The following is a 20,824-nucleotide window of genomic DNA, read 5'->3' as shown; positions in this document are numbered from 1 at the left end:
TTTTGGGACTTCATAACCTTGGCGAAATTCGCTTTTGCTAAGCCGGTCAACATCAAGTTGCCAATGGCAAAGTGGGGTTACATCAAACCGATGCGGATGAGCGAGGCGATCCCCGACGTGTCGCTCGACAAAGTGATGGTGTGTCCGCCCGCCGACATCCCCGAGGATGAGCGCTCTTGGCACGGCATTGTCTATCGCGCACAGGTATGGGCCTACAAGATCTATTCACCGATGCAGCCAGGCCTGCCAAGAATCGACCCTGACCCGCACGTGGCGTTGAAGCGAGCGTTCAACGGGTTGCGTCGCAGCCTTTTCCACGACCCCGAACTACCGCCCGAATATCTGGGCAGTCCGGACCTCGGCTCGCTGGCGGTGCGCGGTCCCTACGCTTGCTACACCAAAAGCCGTGCCGACGGTGCCTGGGAGTGGGACCTGACCATGCTCGACGACTACGAACATCACCCCGGGCTGGTGAAGATCGGTGCGCGGGTGCTGTTCCGCGAGAATGCGCGAAAACGTTTGCTGCAGGCCTATCAAATCGACTGCGCGCTGGGCACAATCACGCCATCCCATCCAGAGTGGGACCAGGCCACCAAGATTGCGTTGTGCGCCGTCTCGACGCACCTTTCACTCGTGCGCCACTTCAACTGGGTGCATTTGACAGGCGGCGCGCAGTTGGCCATCGCTACGCGCAACAGCCTCCCGAAGGATCACTCGCTGTTCAGACTGCTGTGGCCGTACATTTACGGCACCCTGCAGAGCAACGACATGGTCACCCGCGGGCAGATGGCGCGCGGCGGCGACTTCGAGACCACCTTCAGCTTCACCTTCAAGGGCATGTGCGACTTATTCGACGACACTTACCGAGAATACCAGCACAGCGTCAACGACCCTGAAACCGATGGTAAGTCGCGGGGGCTGCATGGCGCCGGCTTCGATAAACCGACGCAGGACAACCTGGAAGAGCTGTTCGACGTCATGCACAGATTTGTGCAGAACTATCTCGAGATCTACTACCCGCGAGATCCATACGGCACCATCGCTGTGCGCAAAGACAAAGAAGTGATGGCGTGGCTCGACGAACTTAACGTGCTGCTTCCCAACGGCGTTGGTGTAAGCCGCAAGAACGTCACCTGGGACGAGTTGGCGCGAATGCTGGCGGGCCAGCTGTATTTGGTGACCGCGCAGCACGAGATCCTGGGCAGTTTTATGTGGAACTACCAGCTGTGGACACACCGCCAGCCGGCGCGGATCTATGCGGATTTCCAAGCCGAGCCACTGGACGTTTACCAGCGCCTGGTCAATGCAAACTACACCCTGAACGTGCACCGCCGCGCACTGATACACAACTTCGATCACATCGCCCTGAAGGAAGCCCGGGTCGCGCTGTCGCGGTTCCAAACCGACCTTAAGGCGCTGCAGAAGAAGATGGAAAGCACTCCGCATGCGGTGTGGCGAGTCTACCCACGCGACTTGAAGGTCAACATCAACGCTTAATCGCTGGAAGCCGGTCCGCGTGGCTACCCGGTCAGCGGCTCGCCCCGACGCAGTGAGCCGATCCAGGCGTCGCGCCGCTGGCCGCGCTGTTCGAGCAGCCCACAGACCGTTCCTTCCATCCGGAACCCGCAGCGTCCGGCAACCCGTCGCGACGGCCAGTTGCCCACTTGCGCAAGCCAATAGACCACCTCGATACCGGGTAGCCCGAAGCCCCAAGCCAGTGCCAGCCGCAGCGCACGAGTCATCACACCCATGCCCCGCGCCCATGGGGCCAGCCCGTAGCCCACTTCGGCGCCGCCGATGCCGTCGAACTGCAAACCCACGCTCCTGGAGAAACGGCCGTGGTATGCGATCGCGAACATCGCGACGTTAGCCCGCCAGTTTGCAGCGACCCTTTTCACAAAGTCCTCTGCGTCTGACTCCCGGTATGGCACCGGAACCCGCGTCCAGCGCTGGAACTCGGCGTCGCGGCATTGCGCAACGATGTTGTCCACATCGCCGGGAAGCGGCAGGCGCAATACCAGATCCGGGCCGTCGGTCAACTGGGGAGCCTTCGGCAGCCGCACACGTTTGCCTGATGTCATCGCGATTGCAGTCGCGTCCGCAGTTCGCCTGCCAAATCGCCGCGGTCACCGACCGTCACGCCGGCCAATCCCAGCCAGGTGGCCATCGTTTCCAGCTCATCGACCAGCGCCGCGGCCACCCGCGACGGCGGCCGGCCCGGCTCGACGTATGCCCCGACGACATGCAGCGCATCCGCGGCGCGCTCGGCCTTGAGGTCGACCCGCCCGACCAACTCACCGTCCAGCAGAAACGGCCATACGTAGTAACCGTATTGGCGTTTGTTCGCCGGCGTGTAGATCTCGATGCGGTAGTGAAATCCGAACAGCCGCTCCACCCGTGGACGGAAAAATATCAGCGGGTCGAACGGACACAACAGTGCGGTGCCGCGGTTATGGCGCGGAATCGCCTGCCCCGCAACCAAATACGCCGGCGCCGACCAGCCGTCGACATCGACGGGCTCCAGCTCACCGTCGGCCACCAGTTTGGCGATCGCCGGCTTGGCCTGCCCGGCGGCCAGCCGGAAGTAGTCGCGGATGTCGGGCTCGGTGCCCACGCCCAGCGCGGTCGCCGCCCGTAGCGTGAGCTCTCGGACGGCGTCGTCCTCGTCGACCTCCCGCGCCAGCACATCGGGCGGCAACGCCCGCTCGGTCAGGTCGTAGTGCCGGGCGAACCCGACCCGGGTCGCCGTGGTGAGCACCCCGGAGGCGAACAACGCCTCGGCGACCCACTTGGTGTCGCTGCGGCTGCCCCACCACGCTCCCCGCGGACCGCGCGGCCCGGTCGCCAGATGCTCCTCGATTTGCCCCGCGGTACTGGGACCGAGCTCGGCGACGGCGGCTACGATCTTGTCGGCGAGCCGCGGGTTGGCCTTCACGATGTGGGTGCCCCACCGGCCGTGATGGTACTGCCGCATCCGCCAGCGCAGCAGCGGCCAGTCGTCGACCGCCATCAGCGCGGCCTCGTGAGCCCAGTACTCCACCAGGAGCCGCGGCGACCGGGCGGAATGATCCCAGGCCGCACGGTCCAGAACAGCACGGTCGTACGGACCGAGTCGGCTGAACACCGGCGCGTAGTGGGCGCGCACGACCACCGACACCGAATCCAGTTGCAGCACTTGGGTGCGGGAGATCAGCCGCCGCAGGTGCGCCCGGGTTACCGCGCTGCTGGGCCGCGGCTCGCTAAAGCCCTGAGCCGCAACGGCTAATCGCCGGGCTTGCGCGGCGGTCAGCCTGACGGGCCGGATCGACACGGCGCCGAGAATACGCTCGGTACTGACACTCTCGGCGGTAAGGCTACGGCGGGCTCAATCCTCCGGCGGATTCTTGAGTTCTTGGTACGCCGACTCCAGATCGGCCGGAACCCCCTCAAGGTCGCGGTAGACGCCCATCAACTGCTCCAGGACCTTGACTCGTTGCTGACTCGCCTCGTCCACCGCCCGCCGAGCCTGCTCGCGATAGTGATCAGCCTCGAGCTTCGCGTCGGCGAGAACTTGCTCACGTTCCTGCTGGGCGTCCCGCCAGGCCTCAGCGATCGCCGATTGATTTTCAGCCGTCATCCTGTCCAATTCGGCCGCGACCTTTGCTTTGGCGTCGTCATATTCGGCTTGGCGGGCGTTTAGCTGCGCATCCAGGTTCACCAGTAGTTCTTTGTGCTTTTGCTGCTCGCCGTCGGCCTCGGCCTTGGCCTTGGCGATCAACGCCGATGCTTCGGCCTGCGCCTCGGCCTGCATCTCGGCGACCTCGTCAACCGCCTGCCGCAACATCTTTGCCATCCGTTGTTGGACCGCGTGCGGCGACGGTGAAGTGTCCGTGAGGAGGGTCACCTCCTTGCGCAACGCGGCTGATTCATCGTCGAGGTCTTTGAGCCGGGTCCTTAAGTTCTCGACGTCGTCGAGCAGCAACTGTTGCTTGGTGGCCAGCTCCTCGATATAAGCGTCCACCGCAGCCGGCTTATAGCCCCCCAACGTGCGAGAAAACGCCCTCGCGGATTCGGGTTCCATCGCCAATGCCCCCTTCTGAAATCGCCTGCTCGACGCCTATGACCGGCCTCTAGTCGAGGATATGTCAGGTCGTACCGTCGGCGCAGACCGAGCGCTCATGAGCGGAGGTAGGTGTGGAACCGGTAGCGCAGCCCGGTGCGGCTGGTCTCCCACTCCCCCGTTGTACCGGTCCACGTCTCATCGAGCAGTGGGGCGACGACGTCGCCGTCATCGCGGGGCAGATCGATGTCGACCTCGGTAACTTCGCAGCGGCTGGCCCGCGGCATCGCGAGTGTATAGATCTGTTCCCCGCCCACGACCCAGGTGTCCGGATCGGTCAACGCCTCGTCCAGGCTTCGCACCACCGTTGCGCCTTCAGCCATGAAGCCAGTCTGGTGGGTCAATACGACATTTCTGCGGCCCGGCAGCGGACGAAACTTCGCCGGCAGCGACTCCCAGGTACGGCGGCCCATCACCACGGTGTGACCCATCGTCAGCGCTTTGAAGTGGGTCAGGTCCTCCGGCAGCTGCCATGGAATACCGCCGCTACGGCCGATGACTCCCGACGTCGACTGAGCCCAGATCAGACCCAGTTCGCCGCCGGGAGGCGTCATACCGCGACGGGCGCTTTGATCGCCGGATGCGGATCGTAGTTCTGCACGACGACGTCGTCGTAGGTGTAGTCGAAGATCGAATCACGATGCGCCAAAACAAGTTTCGGGTATGGCCGCGGGTCGCGGCTCAGCTGTTCGGCGACCTGCTCGACGTGGTTGTCGTAAATGTGGCAATCACCGCCGGTCCAGATGAACTCGCCGACCGCCAAACCAGACTGCGCGGCCATCATGTGGGTCAGCAGCGCATAGCTGGCGATGTTGAACGGCACACCGAGGAACAGGTCGGCGCTGCGCTGGTAGAGCTGACAGCTGAGCCGACCGTCGGCCACATAGAACTGGACCAGCACATGACACGGCGCCAGCGCCATCCGCGGAATCTCGCCGACGTTCCATGCCGAGACGATAATGCGTCGGGAATCCGGATCGGTCCGCAGCAGCTGCAACGCAGCGCTGATCTGGTCGACCTGTTCGCCGGACGGCGTCGGCCAGGACCGCCACTGCACGCCGTAGACCGGACCGAGATCACCTGTGTCGCTGGCCCATTCGTCCCAGATCGTTACTCCGTGCTCGTGCAACCAGCCGACGTTGGAGTCACCGCGCAAAAACCACAGCAGCTCGTAGACCACCGACTTGAGGTGCACCTTCTTGGTGGTGATCAGCGGGAAGCCGGCCGACAAGTCGTACCGCATCTGGTGGCCGAACAGGCTGCGGGTGCCGGTGCCGGTGCGGTCGGATTTGGGGGTGCCCCGCTCGAGTACCAGGCGCAGTAGATCCTCGTACGGCGTGGCGATTGGCACGCGGCCAGCTTACGTCCAACTCCGCGGAGTAGAACGGATGGCATGCCGAACATCACCGACACCATCACCACTCCCGACGGCACCTGCACCGTCCGACTGTTCACCCCCGAAGGCGAAGGTCCCTGGCCCGGGGTGGTCATGTACCCCGACGCCGGCGGTGTGCGCGACACCTTCGACGAGATGGGCGCCAAGCTGGCCGACTTCGGTTACGCGGTGCTGGTGCCCGACGTCTACTACCGCCAGGGCGACTGGGCACCGTTCGACATGGCGACCGCATTCACCGACGACAACGAGCGCAAGCGCCTGATGTCATTCATCGGCAGCATCGGCCCCGAGAACTGGGCCTCCGATGCGAACGCGTATTTCGACTACTTGGCCGGCCGACCCGAGGTCAGCGGCACGAAATTCGGCATCACCGGCTACTGCATGGGCGGGCGCGCGGCATTGACCGTCGCCGGGCTCGTTCCGGACCGGGTGGCGGCCGCGGCGTCCTTCCATGGCGGCGGGCTGGTCACCGACCAGGCCGACAGCCCGCACCTGCGGGCCGACCAGATCCAGGCAGCGGTCTACGTGGGCGGCGCTGAGAACGACGCGTCGTTCACCGACGACCACGCCGAGCAGCTCGACAAGGCGCTCACGGCGGCCGGCGTCGAGCACACGATCGAGACGTATCCGGCCGCGCACGGCTTCGCCGTTCCGGACAACGCGCCCTACGATGCCGTCGCGGCCGACCGGCACTGGAACGCGATGCGTGACTTCTTCGGGGCACACTTGGGCTAGCCGCGGGAGGGGGCCGGATCGCGGTCGTAGGCTCCCACCCATGCACGTAGACGCGATGACGACCCCGGCACCGCTGGGCCGGATCGGCGACCTCGCCCGACGAACCCAATCCGCCGGGTTCTCCGGCCTGTTGTTCACCGAAACGGGCCGCACGGCCTACCTCAACGTCGCCGTCGCCTCGCAGGCCGCACCCGAGCTCGAGATGTCCACCGGCGTCGCGGTGGCCTTTCCGCGTAGCCCGTTCGTCACGGCGGCCACCGCCTGGGAGCTTCAGGAGGCCACCGGCGGCAAGTTCCGGCTCGGTCTGGGGACGCAGGTGCGCACGCACGTCGTGCGGCGCTACGGCGTGGACTTCGAGCGGCCCGGTCCACGGCTGCGCGACTACCTGCTCGCCGTCAAGGCGTGCTTCTCGGCCTTTCGCACCGGAAAACTCGATCACCACGGCGAGTTTTACAATCTCGATTTCATTACGCCGCAATGGAGCCCGGGGCCCATCGACACTCCCGACCCCAAAGTGGATATCGCCGCGGTGAATCCGTGGATGCTGCGGATGGCGGGCGAAGTGGCCGACGGGGTACACATCCATCCCCTCGGCGAGCCCGGCTACCTGACCCGTCACGCGCTGCCGAACATCGCCGAAGGAGCGGCGAAGACGGGACGTTCACCGTCGGACATCGCGCTCATCGTGCCGGTGATGACGATCGTCGGCGACGGCGACGAAGAGCGCGACAAGGAACGAGAACTCGTGCGAGCCAGCATGAGCTTCTACGGGAGCACACCGAATTACGCGTTCGTCTGGGATGAGGCCGGGTTCGACGGCACGACCGCTCGGATTCGCGAGAAGCAGAAGGCCGGCGACTTCGCCGGCATGGCGGCCCAGATATCCGACGAGCACATCGCCGTCTTCGCCACCGAGTCGACCTGGGATGGCTTGGCCGACGCGCTCACCGCGAAGTACGCCACGATCGCGACCCGGATCGTGCTGTACAACTCTCTTAGCGCCCTGGGCGATTCGGACCGCGTCGAGCGGTACGGCGAGGTGGCGCGCCGGGTCAGCGGCCGATCAACCGCTTCATGAAGTCGGGATAGCGCGCGCCCTGTACCTCGATATGCGCTGCGGCGTCATCGATTTCACGCAAATCGGCATCCGTCAACTCGACGTCGGCCGCGCCCAGGTTTTCCTCCAACCGTTCCAGCCGACGGGTGCCGGGAATCGGCACTATCCACGGCTGCTGTGCGAGCAGCCAGGCCAACGCGATCTGGCCGGGCGTCGCGCCCTTGCGGGCAGCGATCGTCTGCAGGAGGTCGACCACTGCGCGGTTTGTCTCGCGGACGTCGGCGGCAAAGCGCGGGATGCTGCTGCGGATGTCGGAGCTGTCGAATTGTGTGCTCTCGCGGATACTTCCGGTGAGGAAGCCTTTACCCAGCGGGCTGTACGGCACGAAGCCGATGCCGAGTTCGGCCAGCGTCGGCAGTATTTCCGTCTCGGGTTCCCGCCACCACAGCGAGTATTCGCTTTGCAGGGCGGTCACGGGTTGCACCGCGTGGGCGCGACGAATGTTCTTCGCCGACGCTTCCGACATCCCGAAATGCTGCACCTTGCCTTCACCGATCAGCTCCTTGACCGTCCCGGCCACGTCCTCGATCGGAACCTCGGGGTCCACCCGATGCTGGTAGAGCAGGTCGATGGTCTCGACGCCAAGGCGCCGCAACGAATTGTCGGCAACGTCTTTGATGTGCTCGGGCCGGCTATTCAGTCCGTTGATGTTGCCGTCGGCAGCGAAGGCGAAGCCGAATTTGGTTGCGATCACCACCTGCCCCGCGAATGGCGCCAAGGCTTCGCCGACCAGTTCTTCGTTGTCGCCATAGGCTTCGGCGGTGTCGAAGAAGGTGACACCGCGGTCAACGGCGGCGCGGATCACCGCGATCATCTCGGCCCTGGACCCCGACGGTCCGAAGCCGCGGCTCATGCCCATGCAGCCCAATCCGATCGCCGAAACCTCGAGGTTGTCGCCGAGGATGCGTTTGTCCATGGTTGAACTCCTTTTGGCTAGGACACCGGCAGGTCGACCAACTCGGCCAACCGTGCGCGATGGCGGTAAGCGGTGCCGAACGCCAATTGATCGCTCTTGGCTCGCTTCAGGTAAAGATGCGCCGGGTACTCCCACGTCATTCCGATGCCGCCGTGCAGCTGAACACATTCTTCGGCAGCGTGCACGGCCGCTCCGCTGCAATAGGCCTGCGCGACAGCCGCGGCGATCGTCGCGTCGTCGTCTCGCCGAGCGCAGGTGTCGGCGGCATATCGGGCCGCCGCCGCAGCGGCATTGACTTCGATCCACAGATCGGCCAGCCGATGCTTGATCGCCTGGTAGGACCCGATCGCCCGGCCAAACTGCTTGCGCTGCTTGGCGTAAGCCAGCGTGGTATCGAAGCACCACTGCGCGATGCCGAGCTGCTCGGACGCGAGCAGGGCCGCACCCGTCTCGAGCGCCGCCCGCACCGCAGCCTCGGCAGCGCCGACGCGCGACGACGCAGCCGACGAAAATTCAATATTTCCAAGGGGCCTCGTCATATCGAGGCTGAGCACCGGCGACACGTCGACGCCCGCCGCGTCACGAGAGACGGTGTGCAACTCCAGCCCATCGGGTCCGGTCGCCGGGACCACCAGGACGTCGGCCTCGCCCGCGCCGGCCACACTGGTGACTCGTCCGGTCAGCCCGTCGCCGCTCCAGGCGACACCGCCAACCGCGTCGTCGGGCGCGGTGGACAGCGGCACCACCAGCGCGGCGGTGAGCGAGCCGGCCGCTAATCCCTTGACCGTCTCGGTGGCCTCGGTACCGGCGGCCTCCAACAGCGCGACGGTGGCCAGCACCGCGCTGGACAGAAACGGCACCGGCGCGACGGCCCGTCCGATCTCCTCCATCACCACGGCCGCCTCGCGGGCGCTCGCGCCCGCGCCGCCGAGTTGCTCGGGCACCAGCAGGCCGGCCATGCCCAGATCGGCGGCCAGAGTGTGCCAAACATTCGAAAAGTCATGCGGGGCAGGGTCATAGACGCTCATCACCGATTCCGGCGGGCACCGGTCGGCGAACAGGCGGCGCACGCTGTCCCGCAATGCTTCTTCGGTGTCGGAGTACAACAGATCGCTCATTTGTCTAGATCCTTAAAAGCAATGTCCTTGTCGACCCGGTGTTCCGGCGGCAGTCCGAGGATGCGCTCGGCGATGGTGTTGCGCAGGATCTCCGACGTGCCGCCCTCGATCGAGTTGCCCTTGGCCCGTAGGTAGCGATACCCGGGCTCACGCCCGGTGAAATCGACCCCCTCGGGCTGACGCATGGTCCAATCGTCGTAACGCAGACCAAATTCGGGGTGTAACTCGATTTCGAAGCCCGAAATCGCCTGGGCCAGACGGGCGAACGTCACCTTCATTCCGGCGCCCTCCGGGCCGGGCTGACCGGCGGTGAGCCGCTGGCGCAGCCGCAGGCTGGTCAGCCGGGCGACCTCCGCTTCCACCCACAGCCGCATCAGCTCGTCGTGCATTGCCGGATTGCGCAGCTGCGGTTCGGCCCGCCAGGCGCCGGCGACCTTTCCGATCATCCCGGTTTCGCGGCCGATGCCGGCCATCGACCCGATGGCAACACGTTCGTTGTTGAGCGTGGTGGTCGCGACCTTCCAGCCGCCGCCCTCGGCGCCGAGCCGGTTCGCGTCGGGTACCCGGACGTCGGTCAGGAACACCTCGTTGAACTCGGCTTCACCGGTGATCTGGCGCAGGGGACGGACCTCGACGCCGGGGTCGGTCATGTCACACACGAAATAGGTCAGCCCCTGATGTTTGGGCACGGTCGGGTCGGTCCGTGCGACCAGGATCGCCCGCTGGGCTTTCTGCGCGCTCGACGTCCACACCTTCTGCCCATTGACGATCCAGTCCCCACCTTCCGAGCCGTCCCGCACCGCGCGGGTGGAAACCCCGGCCAGGTCGGATCCGGCGCCCGGCTCACTGAACAACTGACAGTAGAAGTGCTCTCCGGTGAACAACGGCCGCAGGAACTTTCGCTGCTGCTCCGCGGTGCCGAAGGCGGCAATCGTCGGCGCCGCCATGCCCATCCCGATGCCGTTGTGTGGTCCGCCTCCCGGCGGCGCGCCCGCCGCGGCGAGGTCGGCTTCGACCTGCGACTGAAAACTTCGCGGCAGCTCCAGCCCGCCGGAACCGCGTGGGAAGTGCACCCACGCCAGACCGGCGTCGAATCGCGCCGCCAGGAAATCCTGTGGGTCACTGCTTGACGGGTCGTGCTCGTCGAGCAGCGCCCGAACCCGGGCGCGCAAATCCTCAGCGATCGCCTGCTCGTCGGCGCTCATCGGAATCCTCCCGCGTCGCCGAGTACCTGGCCGCCGTCGATCACCATGGTGTCGCCGGTGATCCAGCTCGCCTCGTCCGATACCAGGAAGGCAACCGCAGCCGCGACGTCGGGCGGTTCGCCGACGCGTCCCAGCGCGGTCCGCGCCGACACGAGCTCTTCGTGGTCCTTCCACAGCGCCTCGGCGAGCCTGGTGCGAACCACGCCTGGGCAGATCGCATTCACCCGGACTCGCGGTGAAAGTTCCAGTGCCAGTTGCTTGGTGACGTGAATCAGCGCGGCCTTGGTGGCGTTGTACAACCCCATGTTCGGCGACGAATGCATGCCGCCGATCGAGGCGGTGTTGATGATGGCACCGCCGTGCTCACCCATCCAGGCCTTGACCGCGAGCGACGTCCACAGCAACGGCGCCCACAGGTTGACCTCAAAAATCTTGCCGAACCGGGCGTGATCCTGCTCGATCAGCGGGCCGTATGCCGGGTTGGTGCCGGCGTTGTTGATCAGGATGTCGATGCCGCCGAAGCGGTCGAGGGTCAGATCGACGCAGCGTTTTGCGGCGTCCTCCTCGACGGCGTGGGCGGCCACACCGATCGCGCTGCCGCCGACCTGTTCGGCCGCGGCGTCGGCGCTTTCCTGCTTACGGGCGGTGAGCACCACGTTCGCGCCGTCGGCGGCCAGTCGCTGCGCAATGGCCAGCCCGATACCGCGCGAGGCGCCGGTGATGATCGCGGTTCGGCCGGCCAGATTCTGGGCGTTCGTGTTTTGGGCGGTCACAGCGTGTCTCCTTGCAGGCTGCGCTGGTAGCGGCGCATGCCGCTCAGCCAGCGGTCGTAGTCGGTGGCCTTTTGCCGGTACATGTCCAGCACGATGGCGTGCGGCAGGATCAGAAAGCGCTCCTCCTCGATCGCCGCCAGCACGCTGTCGGCCACGTCCGCCGGTTCCAAGACGTCGCCCGCGGTGGTCACCGCTCGGGTGGCCAGCTCACCGAGCGGGTGACCGGTCTGCTCGCCTTCATACAGCAGCTTGGTGTTCACCCCCATCGGGCACAAACAGCTCACCCGCACCCCTTGGTCGCCGTAGGTGATGTTCAGCCACTCGGCGAACCCGACAGCGGCATGCTTGGTCACCGCGTAGGTCGCCGATCCCAGTTGGGTGAGCAACCCTGCCGCCGAGGCGGTGCTGATGAAGTAGCCTTCGCCGCGTTCGACCCAATCGGGTATCAGCAATTGCGCAGCGCGGATATGCGCCCGCAGGTTGACGTCAATGGACCGGTCCCACTCCTTCTCGGTGGCCTCCAGGCCCACGACGCCGGTGATGCCCGCATTCGCGAAATACATATCGACCGGGCCGAATCCGCTTTCCGCGAGGGTGATCAACCGCTGGATCTGCGCCGTGTCGGTGACATCCGCGCCCGCAGCGATTGCCGCACCGGGCCGCTCGGCGTTGATCCCGTCTGCCACCGATCGCGCAGCGTTGGCGTCCAGATCGGCGACGACAACGCGCGCGTCCTGGTGCGCCAGCTTGGCGGCCAACGCGCCGCCGATGCCGTTGCCGCCACCGGTGACGATGGCGACCTTTTCGGCGACCTTCACAACCGACTCCCTTCATTTCTGGATAGCAGCCGGGTGATCCACGCCCGGGACTCCGCTGGATCGATCACATCGTCGAGCTCGAAAGTGGTAGCCGAGGTGAGCGCCTTGCCATGTTGGTAGGCCGCCTCAACCAACTTGTCGAACAGGTTCTGACGTTCGCTTGCGTCGACGACGGCGGCCAGTTCCTTGCTGAAGCCCAGCCGCACAGCACCTTCGAGGCCCATCCCGCCGATCTCCCCCGTCGGCCAGGCCACCGTGAACTCCGGGGCATGGAATGAGCCGCCGGCCATGCCCATTGCTCCCAGCCCATAACCCTTGCGCAGAATGATCATCCCGAACGGCACGGTCAGCCGGGCGCCAACGATGAACAGCCGGCTCATCCGCCGGACCGCGCCATGCACTTCGGCATCCGGGCCGACCATGAAGCCAGGTGTGTCGCACAACGAAATGATTGGCAGCCCAAAAGATTCGCACAGCGTGAGGAAGTCAGCGATCTTGTCCGCCGCTTCGGCGTCGATGGCCCCGCCCAGATGATGACTGCTGTTGGCCAGCAATCCGAATGCCACGCCTTCGACGCGGACGAGCGCGGTCACCACCCCGACTCCGTAGTCGGGCCGCAATTCCAGCACGGATCCGACGTCGACGACCGATTCGATCGCGTGGTGCACGTCGTAGGCCCGTAACCGGTTCTCCGGCACGGCATGTCGCGCCCGCCGCGGGTCCGGAGCCTCCCAGTCGACGACCGGGCCTCCGAAATACGACAGGTACTGTTTGGCCAGTGCTACCGCGTGCGCCTCGTCGCGCGCGACCAGACCGACGACCCCGTTACGCCGCTGTACGTCGATGGGCCCGATGTCCTCCGGCCGGTACTCACCGAGTCCACCGCCTTCGATCATTGCCGGGCCGCCCATGCCGATGTTCGCGTCCGGGGTTGCGATGATCACATCGCAGGCTCCGGCCAGGGCCGCATTGCCGGCGAAGCAACGCCCGGAAACAATCGACACCAACGGAACTTCGCCGCTGAGTGCCCCGAGCGCGCGGAACGTCGGCACATCGAGACCGGCGACACTGGCGACGTCGGTGTCACCGGGGCGGCCACCGCCGCCCTCCGCGAACAGCACCACCGGCAGCTTCCTGCGGGCGGCCACGTCGAAAACCCGGTCGGTTTTGGCATGGTTGCGCATGCCCTGTGTGCCGGCGAGCACGGTGTAGTCATAAGACAGCACGGCCGCCTCGGCTCCCCCGATTCGTGCTACCCCGGCGACCAGGCCGTCCGCCGGGGTGTTGGCGATCAGGTCGTCCTCGGAGCGCCTACTGCGCTGCGCCGCGAGCGTCAGCGCGCCGTATTCGACAAAGCTGCCCGGGTCCACCAGGTCAGCGATGTTCTCCCTGGCGGTGCGCCGATTCTGCTTGTGCCGCTTGGTAATAGCAGCCGGACGGCCCTCGTCCAGAGTGAGTTGGTGACGGCGACGAACCTCGTCGAGGTCACCACGATCCCGGTCCAGGTCGCGGTCGGCGATGCCCGCAAGACCCTGAGCCTGCGCGCCCACGCCGGTACGGGTGAAGACCACCAACGGATCTCCGGTTCCGACAACCTGCCCCGGCGTCACCAGAGTCCGAACCGTGCACACCGCGTCCGGCGCGGTCAGCACATGCTGCATCTTCATCGCCTCGAGCACGACCAGCTGCGCGCCCGCAGCGAACTCGGCACCTTCCGCGGCCGCCTCGACAACGGTGCCGGCCAACTGTGCGCGCAGCACCTCCTCGCCCGGATACAGCTCGAGCGGTGCGACTCGGCTCTCATGACGACGAGACTGCGCGGCGCCGACCAAGGTTGCAAGGTTCTCGTCGACGAAACCTGTGGTGACCAGACCTGAGCGAATTTGGCTGTGCGACAGAACTTCTCGTAAGAATCCGATATTGGTGCGAATTCCCTCGATACCGAATTCGGCCAGGGCCGTCTCTGCTTTACGCAGCGCCGCAGTAAACGACGATCCGCGCACCCGGGTAATCACTTTGGCCAGCAGCGAGTCGTAACGCGGGCTCGGCGTCAGCCCGGGACGGCCGAAGGTATCGACGCGCACACCGGGCCCGCTCGGCGGCGTAAACACCGTCAAGGTGCCCGCGGTGGGTATGACCGAGCCGTCGGCATCCATGGTTTCCATGTTGACCCGCGTCTGGATCGCGATGCCGCGCACCGCCGCGGGCGCACCGACCACTTCGCTGCCGCCAGCGACGATGCCTGCCGGCAACCTCAACTGGTGGAAAGCTGCTCCGCCGGCGATTCTGAGCTGCACCGCGACCAGGTCGATCCCGGTGACCTCCTCGGTCACGGTGTGCTCCACCTGGATTCGGGGATTGACCTCAAGAAAGACGAATTGCTCACCTGTCACCAGAAACTCGACCGTGGCGATTCCGCAGTAGTCGACCTGTGCGCAGAGCCGAGCAGCGGCCCGGTGCAGGTCGCGACGCATCGTTGTGGAAATACCCTGTGCCGGAGCGATTTCGACCAGCTTTTGGTAGCGTCGCTGAATGCTGCAGTCCCGGTCACCGAGCGCCAGTGCGCGGGACGGCGTTGCAACGATCTGCACCTCAATGTGTCGCGCATCGGCCAGATGCGCCTCGGCGAACAGCGCCGGGTCGCCGAAGCCGAGTTGGGCTTCGGCCGCGCACTGCCGGTAGGCATTGTCGATTTGGTCGGCGCTGCGGACTATCCGCATCCCCCGGCCGCCGCCGCCGGCAAGCGCTTTGATCACGATCGCTTCGTCGTGGTCGGCGGCAAATGCACGGATGTCCTCGACGCTGCTGGGCCCGTCCGTGGCGGGTAGCACCGGCACCCCGGCGGCGACTGCGGCTCTGCGGGCTGACGACTTGTTGCCGAACAGTTCGAGCACGGCAGCATCTGGCCCAACGAACGTGTACCCCGCCGTCGCGCAAGCGCGCGCGAATTCCGCCTGTTCGCTGAGGAACCCGTAACCGGGGTGGATCAACTCGGCGCCGGACTTCTTGGCGGCCGCCAACATCGCGGCATGATCCAGATAGGCGGCCGGGCCGGCGCCGGGCAGGCCGATTGCTTCGTCGGCGGCGTGCACGTGCGGGCTGTCGGCATCGTCCTCGGCGTAGACGGCCACCGTGCCGAGTCCCAATTCGGTTGCGGTTCTGATGATTCGGAGCGCGATCTCACCACGGTTGGCGATCAGCACTCGCGTCACATCCGGTCCTTCGTCGGGATGACCATATCGCATCCGGATCACATCATCCGCTACCGCGGTTTTGTGACTGTGGCGGGGCTGCTCAGCAAACTTCCGCCAAACGCAGCAAACCCGACCCACGTAACCAGTAATCTCATAGCCAGCGGCGATGCAAGGGAGCGAGTTATGAAGCAATACCTCGTCGCAGGACTGGCTGGCATGGTGGTGGCAGGCGGACTGATCAGCGCGGCACCCCCGGCCGGCGCCGGCTGCCTGTACGGCGGATGGATGGGCGCTCTCAGCAGGTGCGATGGACCCGTCCAGCCTGACGGCACCTGGCAACGCTGCGTGGTATTTGAAACGATGATTGGCGGCACCGGTACCGACCGCTCAACCACTTACCTGCCATCGCACAGGTGCGATGTGATGGGTCCCGACCAGCATCCTTGGGGTGCCGCCTTCAATGACCCACCCACGCACATCGACGACTGAGCCGACAACCCTCAGCGAAAGGTCAGAGCAGCATGAAGCAATACATCGTCGCGGGACTGGCCGGCATTGTGATGGCAAGCGGACTGATCACTGCGGCACCCCCGGCAAGCGCAGGATGCATAAACCCGGATTGGCCGGGGCACCCACTTGCACAGATGTGCGACGACCCCGTCACCTCTGACGGTCTGTGGCAACGCTGCATGACGTACTACCCGAACGGGCTTCGGTTTCAAGGGGAGACCGACTGCTACCTGATGAGCGCCGGCAATCCACCTGCCGGCGACGCCATCTTGGCCACGCCACCAACGCATATCGACCCTTAGAAGACGCTGCCGCTTTGCCTGCTTGAGGGAGACACCGGCGCGATTGTCCCTTGTCCAACTAACTTTGGGCGCTCCGCGTCGGAGTCAGTCGCGCACCGGGTGCGTAGCGGCCAGGCAAGCTGACGCAGATATCCATCCGGCTCGACATCGTCGATACCGTACTGCGCCGGCCAGCGGTCTGCGGGAAGATACAAAGTTCCGAATAAGGCGTCCAGAACCGGGAACTCGCCGGCGAAATTGGTGTTGTAGACCTCCGCCTCGCGGGCGTGATGCCAATGGTGGAACTGCGGAGTGGCGATCACCCAGCGCAGCGGGCCCCAGCTGATCCGGACGTTGGCGTGGATGAAGATGGCTTGCACCGTGATGAGGATGACGAACGCGCCGAGACTGACCCGGCCGAAGCCCAGCGCATACAGCGGCAGTACGGCGGCAGAGCGACCGAAGGTCTCGTCCAGCGGGTGCAAGTGATTGGCGGCAAGCCAATCCATGTCGCGGACGCTGTGGTGCACCCGGTGGAACCGCCACAGCAGCGGCACCTCATGCGCTGCGCGGTGCCCCGCATAGCCGCCAATCGTGGTGATCGCGAATCCAGCAACGATCTGCACCCAGGTTGGACTCGCGGCGATACCGAGCCGTAGCGGTGCGGGCACGAACGCGCGCAACACACTGCCCACAGCGATCACCGAGACCACCAGCCCCACCTTCAACGCGGCACCGTTGACCAGATAGTGCACCACGTCGGTACGCCACCCGCGGCGCAGCACGCGGCGGGGGTGCAGCGCGAACAGTCGTTCGAGGGGGATGAAGATAACGGCCAGAATCGCCAGTCCGAACACGACATTGCTGCGCACACTCAGCGCGGCCAGCACCACTAATGCCGTCAGCACAGTCAGCACTGCTCCGCTGACCCCGAGCTGTGTGGCCGGTCCAGCCGCTGCGACTTCTACGGTTTGCGGCGGAGGCGCTACGCCGACCGGATCGGTCGGCGCTGAACCGGTCTTGGCCAATCGACCCCAACCCGCGAGCACCGCGCACCCCAACACGATCCCGATTGCACCGGCGGCGAGGTTCTGGGTGGCCACCGCGATAGCAACCATCACCACCCCCGACTGCACCGACAGCCCGGCCACGTTCAGCGACCTGTGCCCGGCGAGCAGTCGGTAACCCTGCCATCCGACCCAGACCATCGCCAGCAGCAGCAACAGCGCAGCGATCCCCATCCCGCGACCAGGATTCGAGCGCGCCAGATCCAGGGTCACGATTGCGGCCGCTAGGAGCCCGGCCACCTCGACCGCGTGCAACGCCACCAGCGCTGCCACCACACGGCGTTCGGAGTGCATGACATCCAGCATGCTCACTCCATCAGCGTCGCGGCAAGCGTGCCACCCAACTCGTAGGCACGCTCTCGGACCGCGGCATCGATTGCGCCGGTGATCTCCAGTGCGTCGGCGGCTTTGGCCAGCGACATTCCGGTGGCCACCTTTTCCACCGACGTCGCCGCGCCGACGGTGTCGTTGTTGCCGTGTACCCAGAGGCCATAGGGGCGGCCCGCCACGTGATCCAGACTCGGGTAGTAGACGGTGTCGAAGAAATGCTTGAGCGCCCCGGACATATAACCGAGATTGGCTGTGGTACCGAACAAGTAGCCGTCCGCGTCGAGCACGTCGGGGACGGTCGCCGCGAGAGCGGGCCGCACTACCACCTCGACGCCGTCGATCTCAGGGTCGTTGGCTCCCGCGAGCACGGCCTCGAGCAGTTCGCGGGTTGCCGGCGACGGGGTGTGGTGAATTACCAACAGCGTCTTACTCATTCGCGGCCCTGCAGTGCTCGATACAGCTCCAAGGCGGTCTTCATGGCTTCTCGCGCGCGGCCGCGATCGCCGGCGTAGTCGTAGGCGCGCGCCAGCCGGTACCAGCGCCGCCAGTCGTCGGGATCGCTGTCCAATTCAGCACGGACCGTGTCGAACAGGGCGTCGGCCGCGTCGCGCTCGATGCGACCAGATGGTCGGCGCGGCAGCGCGCTGACGTCAAGCTCCATCCCGTCTTCGGCGACGAGTCGGGCCAGCTTCTGATGGGTGAACCCGGCGCGCAACGTCGCGGCCATCGCCCAGAGACCGATCGCGGGCAAGATCAACAGCGCCACGCCCAGGACGACGGCGACGGCACGCCCAGAGGTGATCATCAACACGGCGGATCGGCCGAGCAACACGATGTACACCAGCAGCGCCGCGCACATGAACGCGATCGTCAGCTGGATGCGCACACCGCGCGACGCTTCGGTCATTTCGGTCATTGCAGATTGAGCAGAGACTCAATTCCCACTGTCAAGCCGGGATGCTCGGCGACCCGACGGACTGCCAACAGCACACCGGGCACGAACGACGTGCGGTCCAAGCTGTCGTGGCGGATGGTCAGCGTCTCCCCCGCGGTGCCAAACAACACTTCCTGGTGGGCCACCAGCCCGGCCAACCGCACCGAGTGCACTGGGACACCGTCGACATCGGCACCGCGTGCGCCCGGCAAGCTCGTCGTGGTGGCATCTGGGTTGGGCGGCAGGCCTTTTCGTGCTTCGGCGATCAGGGCGGCCGTCCGAGCGGCCGTTCCCGATGGGGCATCGGCCTTGTGCGGGTGATGCAGTTCGATGACCTCGACGGACTCGTAAAAGGGTGCGGCCTGCTTGGCGAAATGCATGGACAACACCGCCCCGATCGCGAAGTTGGGCGCGATGCGCACCGCGACATCCGGTTTTGCGGCTAGCCACGCCCGCACCTGCTGCAGTCGTTCGTCGGTGAAGCCGGTAGTTCCAACGACAGCGTGAATGCCGTTGTCGATCAGAAACTTCAGATTGTCCATCACGACGTCGGGATGAGTGAAGTCGATGACGACCTGGGTGTTGTTGTCGGTCAGCAAGCTCAGCGCATCACCGGCGTCCACCTCGGCCGACAAGGTCAGATCCTCGGCGGTCTGCACCGCCTGGACCATCGTCGCGCCGACTTTGCCCTTCGATCCCAGCACCGCTACCCGCATGAGTTCACCCTAGACGGGCCGAGTTATCCCCAGTTCGGCCTTTATCCACAGTTGGGTCTTCGACGGCGGCCGACGTCCCCGGGCCTGGGTATTGTTTCGAACATGGGTTCGACTTGCATCGCCGTGCCGCCCGAGGTGGTCGCCGCCTTCGACGCGCTGGACGCGGCCGTGGCGACGACCGGCGAGTTGAACCTCGACAAGTACGCTCCCGGGGTCCGGCTGCATGCACTCGAGCGGCTGGAGACCGCCCGGCGTCAGCAGAAGGTGCCCAGCCACGATCTCATCGCGGGCCTGGCCGAGGAGGATCCGGCCGACGTCGGCGGCCCGGTCCACAAGGTGATCGCCGATTGGCTGCGGATCAGCTGCGCCGAGGCGCGTCGCCGGATGCGCGATGCCAGACAGCTCGCACCGCGGATGACGATTACCGGCGAGACGCTGCCGCCGGAGTTGCCGGCGACTGCCCAGGCCTGGCGGGACGGCATGCTCGACGAGCAGCACTTGCGGGTGATTCAGACGTTCGTGCGTGACCTGCCGGCGGACACCCCTGTCGACCTAGCTGAGTGCGCGGAGCGCTTCCTGGCCCAGCAGGCGACGAAGCTGCGGCCCGACCAGCTGGAGAAGGTGGCGAACCGGTGCGCGGTGCTGATCAATCCCGACGGAAAGTTTTCGGACATTGACCGCGCCCGGCAGCGCGGCTTCACCTGGTCGGCGCAGCGGCCCGACGGGATGAGCGTCGGCAAGCTGGTCGCTTCGCCGGAGCTGCGCGCCAACCTGGACGCCTGGCTGGCCCGGTTTGCCGCCCCGGGCATGTGTAATCCCGGCGATGAAAGCCCTTGCGTCGTGGGCGAACCCGACCAGGATGTCGCGAGCAAGGACTTGCGCAGTCATGCCCAACGTCAGCACGACGCGCTCAATGCGGCATACCAGATATGACACTGTTAGGGCGGCTAAGCTAACTGCACCATGCCCAGGCGGACCAACGTGACCACAGTTTCCGATCCACAAACCTCGAAAGTGGTGCCGCTGCTTCAGAGCTTGGCGCGAGCTACCAGCACCTGCTCACGCTGACGCGGGCGTGACAGCGGCGGCTCAGAGCCGCGCGCCTGTGGCCTTGATGAGTGGCCGGAACGGGGCGAGCGTGCGTCGCCACGACCAGGCCGACCCTATCGCCGACAGGATCACGCACGCGCACATCAGAGTCCACACGAGCGCCCCGCCGGGGTTGAGCGGGCGAACGGATGGAACGAACATGGTGCCGAGCTGCACCGCCGACGCGAGGGCCGCGAGGGCGTAGGCCGCGAGGTACATGATGATGGTCGACCGCGCGCCTGGGGCGACACGGTAAAGCGTGATCAGTGTCCGCAGCGCCATATGTCCGATGTAGCCGACGACTGCGATGAGCACGACGAAGTATGAGCGCATCCATATCTCGCCGCCGAGGGGGAGCATCACCAGGGACGGCACGGGATGGGCCGACTTGGGCCAACTGGACTGCCAGAAGAACATGAGCATCAGCGCGATAGCGACTTCGGCGGCGGGCAGTACCCGCTGAAAGACAATCGCCCGCACCTCGTTCTCGTCGGCGAGCCTGAACGCAACCCCCATGAAACTTGTT

General features: G+C 65.7%; 21 protein-coding genes and 1 pseudogene. 6 read left to right on the top strand and 16 right to left on the bottom strand.

The annotated features are described in order from the left end of the window. Window positions 1–63 precede the first annotated feature (63 nt). Window positions 64–1,497: a lipoxygenase family protein gene (locus tag VKI00_RS32285; protein ID WP_324447355.1), complete on the top strand. Its 1,434-nt coding sequence runs from the start codon at window positions 64–66 to the stop codon at window positions 1,495–1,497. Between the two features lie 23 nt (window positions 1,498–1,520). On the opposite strand, the gene VKI00_RS32280 is transcribed toward VKI00_RS32285, so the two are convergent. The 5 genes from VKI00_RS32280 to VKI00_RS32260 form a co-directional block, all read right to left on the bottom strand. After that, complete coding sequence (locus VKI00_RS32280) at window positions 1,521–2,039, bottom strand: GNAT family N-acetyltransferase (protein ID WP_324447353.1); 519 nt, start codon at window positions 2,037–2,039, stop codon at window positions 1,521–1,523. Window positions 2,040–2,077: 38 nt separating this feature from the next. After that, a complete protein-coding gene (locus VKI00_RS32275) occupies window positions 2,078–3,304 on the bottom strand; it encodes a winged helix-turn-helix domain-containing protein (protein WP_414687352.1) in 1,227 nt (408 codons plus the stop codon). A gap of 60 nt (window positions 3,305–3,364) precedes the next feature. After that, the gene (locus VKI00_RS32270) at window positions 3,365–4,060 is read right to left on the bottom strand and encodes a DivIVA domain-containing protein (RefSeq protein ID WP_324447349.1); all 696 of its coding nucleotides are present in this window, start codon (window positions 4,058–4,060) and stop codon (window positions 3,365–3,367) included. A 95-nt stretch (window positions 4,061–4,155) separates the two neighbouring features. Beyond that, on the bottom strand, window positions 4,156–4,653 hold the full coding sequence (locus VKI00_RS32265; protein ID WP_324447347.1) for a dihydrofolate reductase: 498 nt from the start codon (window positions 4,651–4,653) through the stop codon (window positions 4,156–4,158). Continuing rightward, window positions 4,650–5,450 (bottom strand): thymidylate synthase, encoded by an 801-nt coding sequence (locus VKI00_RS32260; protein WP_324447345.1) that lies wholly within the window; start codon window positions 5,448–5,450, stop codon window positions 4,650–4,652. Before VKI00_RS32260 ends, VKI00_RS32265 begins: the two co-directional genes overlap by 4 nt. 42 nt (window positions 5,451–5,492) lie before the next feature. Between VKI00_RS32260 and VKI00_RS32255 the strand changes: the two genes are divergently transcribed. Then, the gene (locus VKI00_RS32255) at window positions 5,493–6,230 is read left to right on the top strand and encodes a dienelactone hydrolase family protein (protein ID WP_324447342.1); all 738 of its coding nucleotides are present in this window, start codon (window positions 5,493–5,495) and stop codon (window positions 6,228–6,230) included. Between the two features lie 40 nt (window positions 6,231–6,270). Continuing rightward, complete coding sequence (locus VKI00_RS32250; protein ID WP_324447340.1) at window positions 6,271–7,308, top strand: TIGR03617 family F420-dependent LLM class oxidoreductase; 1,038 nt, start codon at window positions 6,271–6,273, stop codon at window positions 7,306–7,308. On the opposite strand, the gene VKI00_RS32245 is transcribed toward VKI00_RS32250, so the two are convergent. The 6 genes from VKI00_RS32245 to VKI00_RS32220 are packed head-to-tail and all read right to left on the bottom strand — an operon-like array spanning window position 7,283 to window position 15,389. Next, window positions 7,283–8,263, bottom strand: coding sequence for an aldo/keto reductase (locus tag VKI00_RS32245; RefSeq protein WP_324447338.1), 981 nt, complete (start codon window positions 8,261–8,263; stop codon window positions 7,283–7,285). The two genes, VKI00_RS32250 and VKI00_RS32245, sit on opposite strands and share 26 nt — an antisense overlap. A gap of 17 nt (window positions 8,264–8,280) precedes the next feature. After that, window positions 8,281–9,381, bottom strand: coding sequence for an acyl-CoA dehydrogenase family protein (locus VKI00_RS32240; RefSeq protein WP_324447336.1), 1,101 nt, complete (start codon window positions 9,379–9,381; stop codon window positions 8,281–8,283). After that, window positions 9,378–10,586: an acyl-CoA dehydrogenase family protein gene (locus VKI00_RS32235; protein ID WP_324447334.1), complete on the bottom strand. Its 1,209-nt coding sequence runs from the start codon at window positions 10,584–10,586 to the stop codon at window positions 9,378–9,380. Before VKI00_RS32235 ends, VKI00_RS32240 begins: the two co-directional genes overlap by 4 nt. Beyond that, window positions 10,583–11,359: an SDR family oxidoreductase gene (locus VKI00_RS32230; protein WP_324447332.1), complete on the bottom strand. Its 777-nt coding sequence runs from the start codon at window positions 11,357–11,359 to the stop codon at window positions 10,583–10,585. The genes VKI00_RS32235 and VKI00_RS32230 overlap by 4 nt, the downstream gene beginning before the upstream one ends. Further along, window positions 11,356–12,177 (bottom strand): SDR family oxidoreductase, encoded by an 822-nt coding sequence (locus tag VKI00_RS32225; protein ID WP_324447330.1) that lies wholly within the window; start codon window positions 12,175–12,177, stop codon window positions 11,356–11,358. The genes VKI00_RS32230 and VKI00_RS32225 overlap by 4 nt, the downstream gene beginning before the upstream one ends. Beyond that, on the bottom strand, window positions 12,174–15,389 hold the full coding sequence (locus tag VKI00_RS32220; protein ID WP_324447328.1) for an acetyl-CoA carboxylase family protein: 3,216 nt from the start codon (window positions 15,387–15,389) through the stop codon (window positions 12,174–12,176). The genes VKI00_RS32225 and VKI00_RS32220 overlap by 4 nt, the downstream gene beginning before the upstream one ends. A 165-nt stretch (window positions 15,390–15,554) precedes the next feature. Here VKI00_RS32220 and VKI00_RS32215 point away from each other — a divergent pair, with 165 nt between their 5' ends. Together VKI00_RS32215 and VKI00_RS32210 are read left to right on the top strand one after the other, a co-directional pair. Then, window positions 15,555–15,860 (top strand): CDGP domain-containing protein, encoded by a 306-nt coding sequence (locus VKI00_RS32215; RefSeq protein WP_324447326.1) that lies wholly within the window; start codon window positions 15,555–15,557, stop codon window positions 15,858–15,860. Window positions 15,861–15,892: 32 nt separating this feature from the next. Beyond that, window positions 15,893–16,183, top strand: a complete 291-nt coding sequence (locus tag VKI00_RS32210) for a CDGP domain-containing protein (protein WP_324447324.1) — start codon at window positions 15,893–15,895, stop codon at window positions 16,181–16,183. On the opposite strand, the gene VKI00_RS32205 is transcribed toward VKI00_RS32210, so the two are convergent. From VKI00_RS32205 to dapB, 4 genes are read right to left on the bottom strand one after another with little or no spacing between them, the layout of a single operon-like run. Next, window positions 16,180–17,535, bottom strand: a complete 1,356-nt coding sequence (locus tag VKI00_RS32205; protein WP_324447370.1) for a sterol desaturase family protein — start codon at window positions 17,533–17,535, stop codon at window positions 16,180–16,182. The two genes, VKI00_RS32210 and VKI00_RS32205, sit on opposite strands and share 4 nt — an antisense overlap. A gap of 2 nt (window positions 17,536–17,537) precedes the next feature. Next, a complete protein-coding gene (locus VKI00_RS32200; protein WP_324447322.1) occupies window positions 17,538–17,993 on the bottom strand; it encodes a flavodoxin in 456 nt (151 codons plus the stop codon). After that, complete coding sequence (locus VKI00_RS32195; protein ID WP_324447320.1) at window positions 17,990–18,466, bottom strand: hypothetical protein; 477 nt, start codon at window positions 18,464–18,466, stop codon at window positions 17,990–17,992. The genes VKI00_RS32200 and VKI00_RS32195 overlap by 4 nt, the downstream gene beginning before the upstream one ends. Before the next feature lie 5 nt (window positions 18,467–18,471). Further along, window positions 18,472–19,209 (bottom strand): 4-hydroxy-tetrahydrodipicolinate reductase, encoded by a 738-nt coding sequence (gene dapB, locus VKI00_RS32190; protein WP_324447318.1) that lies wholly within the window; start codon window positions 19,207–19,209, stop codon window positions 18,472–18,474. Between the two features lie 102 nt (window positions 19,210–19,311). Between dapB and VKI00_RS32185 the strand changes: the two are divergent. Further along, window positions 19,312–20,127: pseudogene (locus VKI00_RS32185) on the top strand (DUF222 domain-containing protein); the annotation flags it as partial. Between the two features lie 171 nt (window positions 20,128–20,298). Here the strand turns inward: VKI00_RS32185 and VKI00_RS32180 are convergent. Continuing rightward, a partial coding sequence (locus tag VKI00_RS32180; protein WP_324447316.1) for a hypothetical protein occupies window positions 20,299–20,824 on the bottom strand: 526 nt, incomplete at its 5' end.

Source organism: Mycobacterium sp. (assembly GCF_035314665.1).
GTDB lineage: Bacteria > Actinomycetota > Actinomycetes > Mycobacteriales > Mycobacteriaceae > Mycobacterium.
The sequence above is the reverse complement of the archived record's forward strand: the minus strand, read 5'-3'. Positions and strand labels throughout refer to the sequence as shown.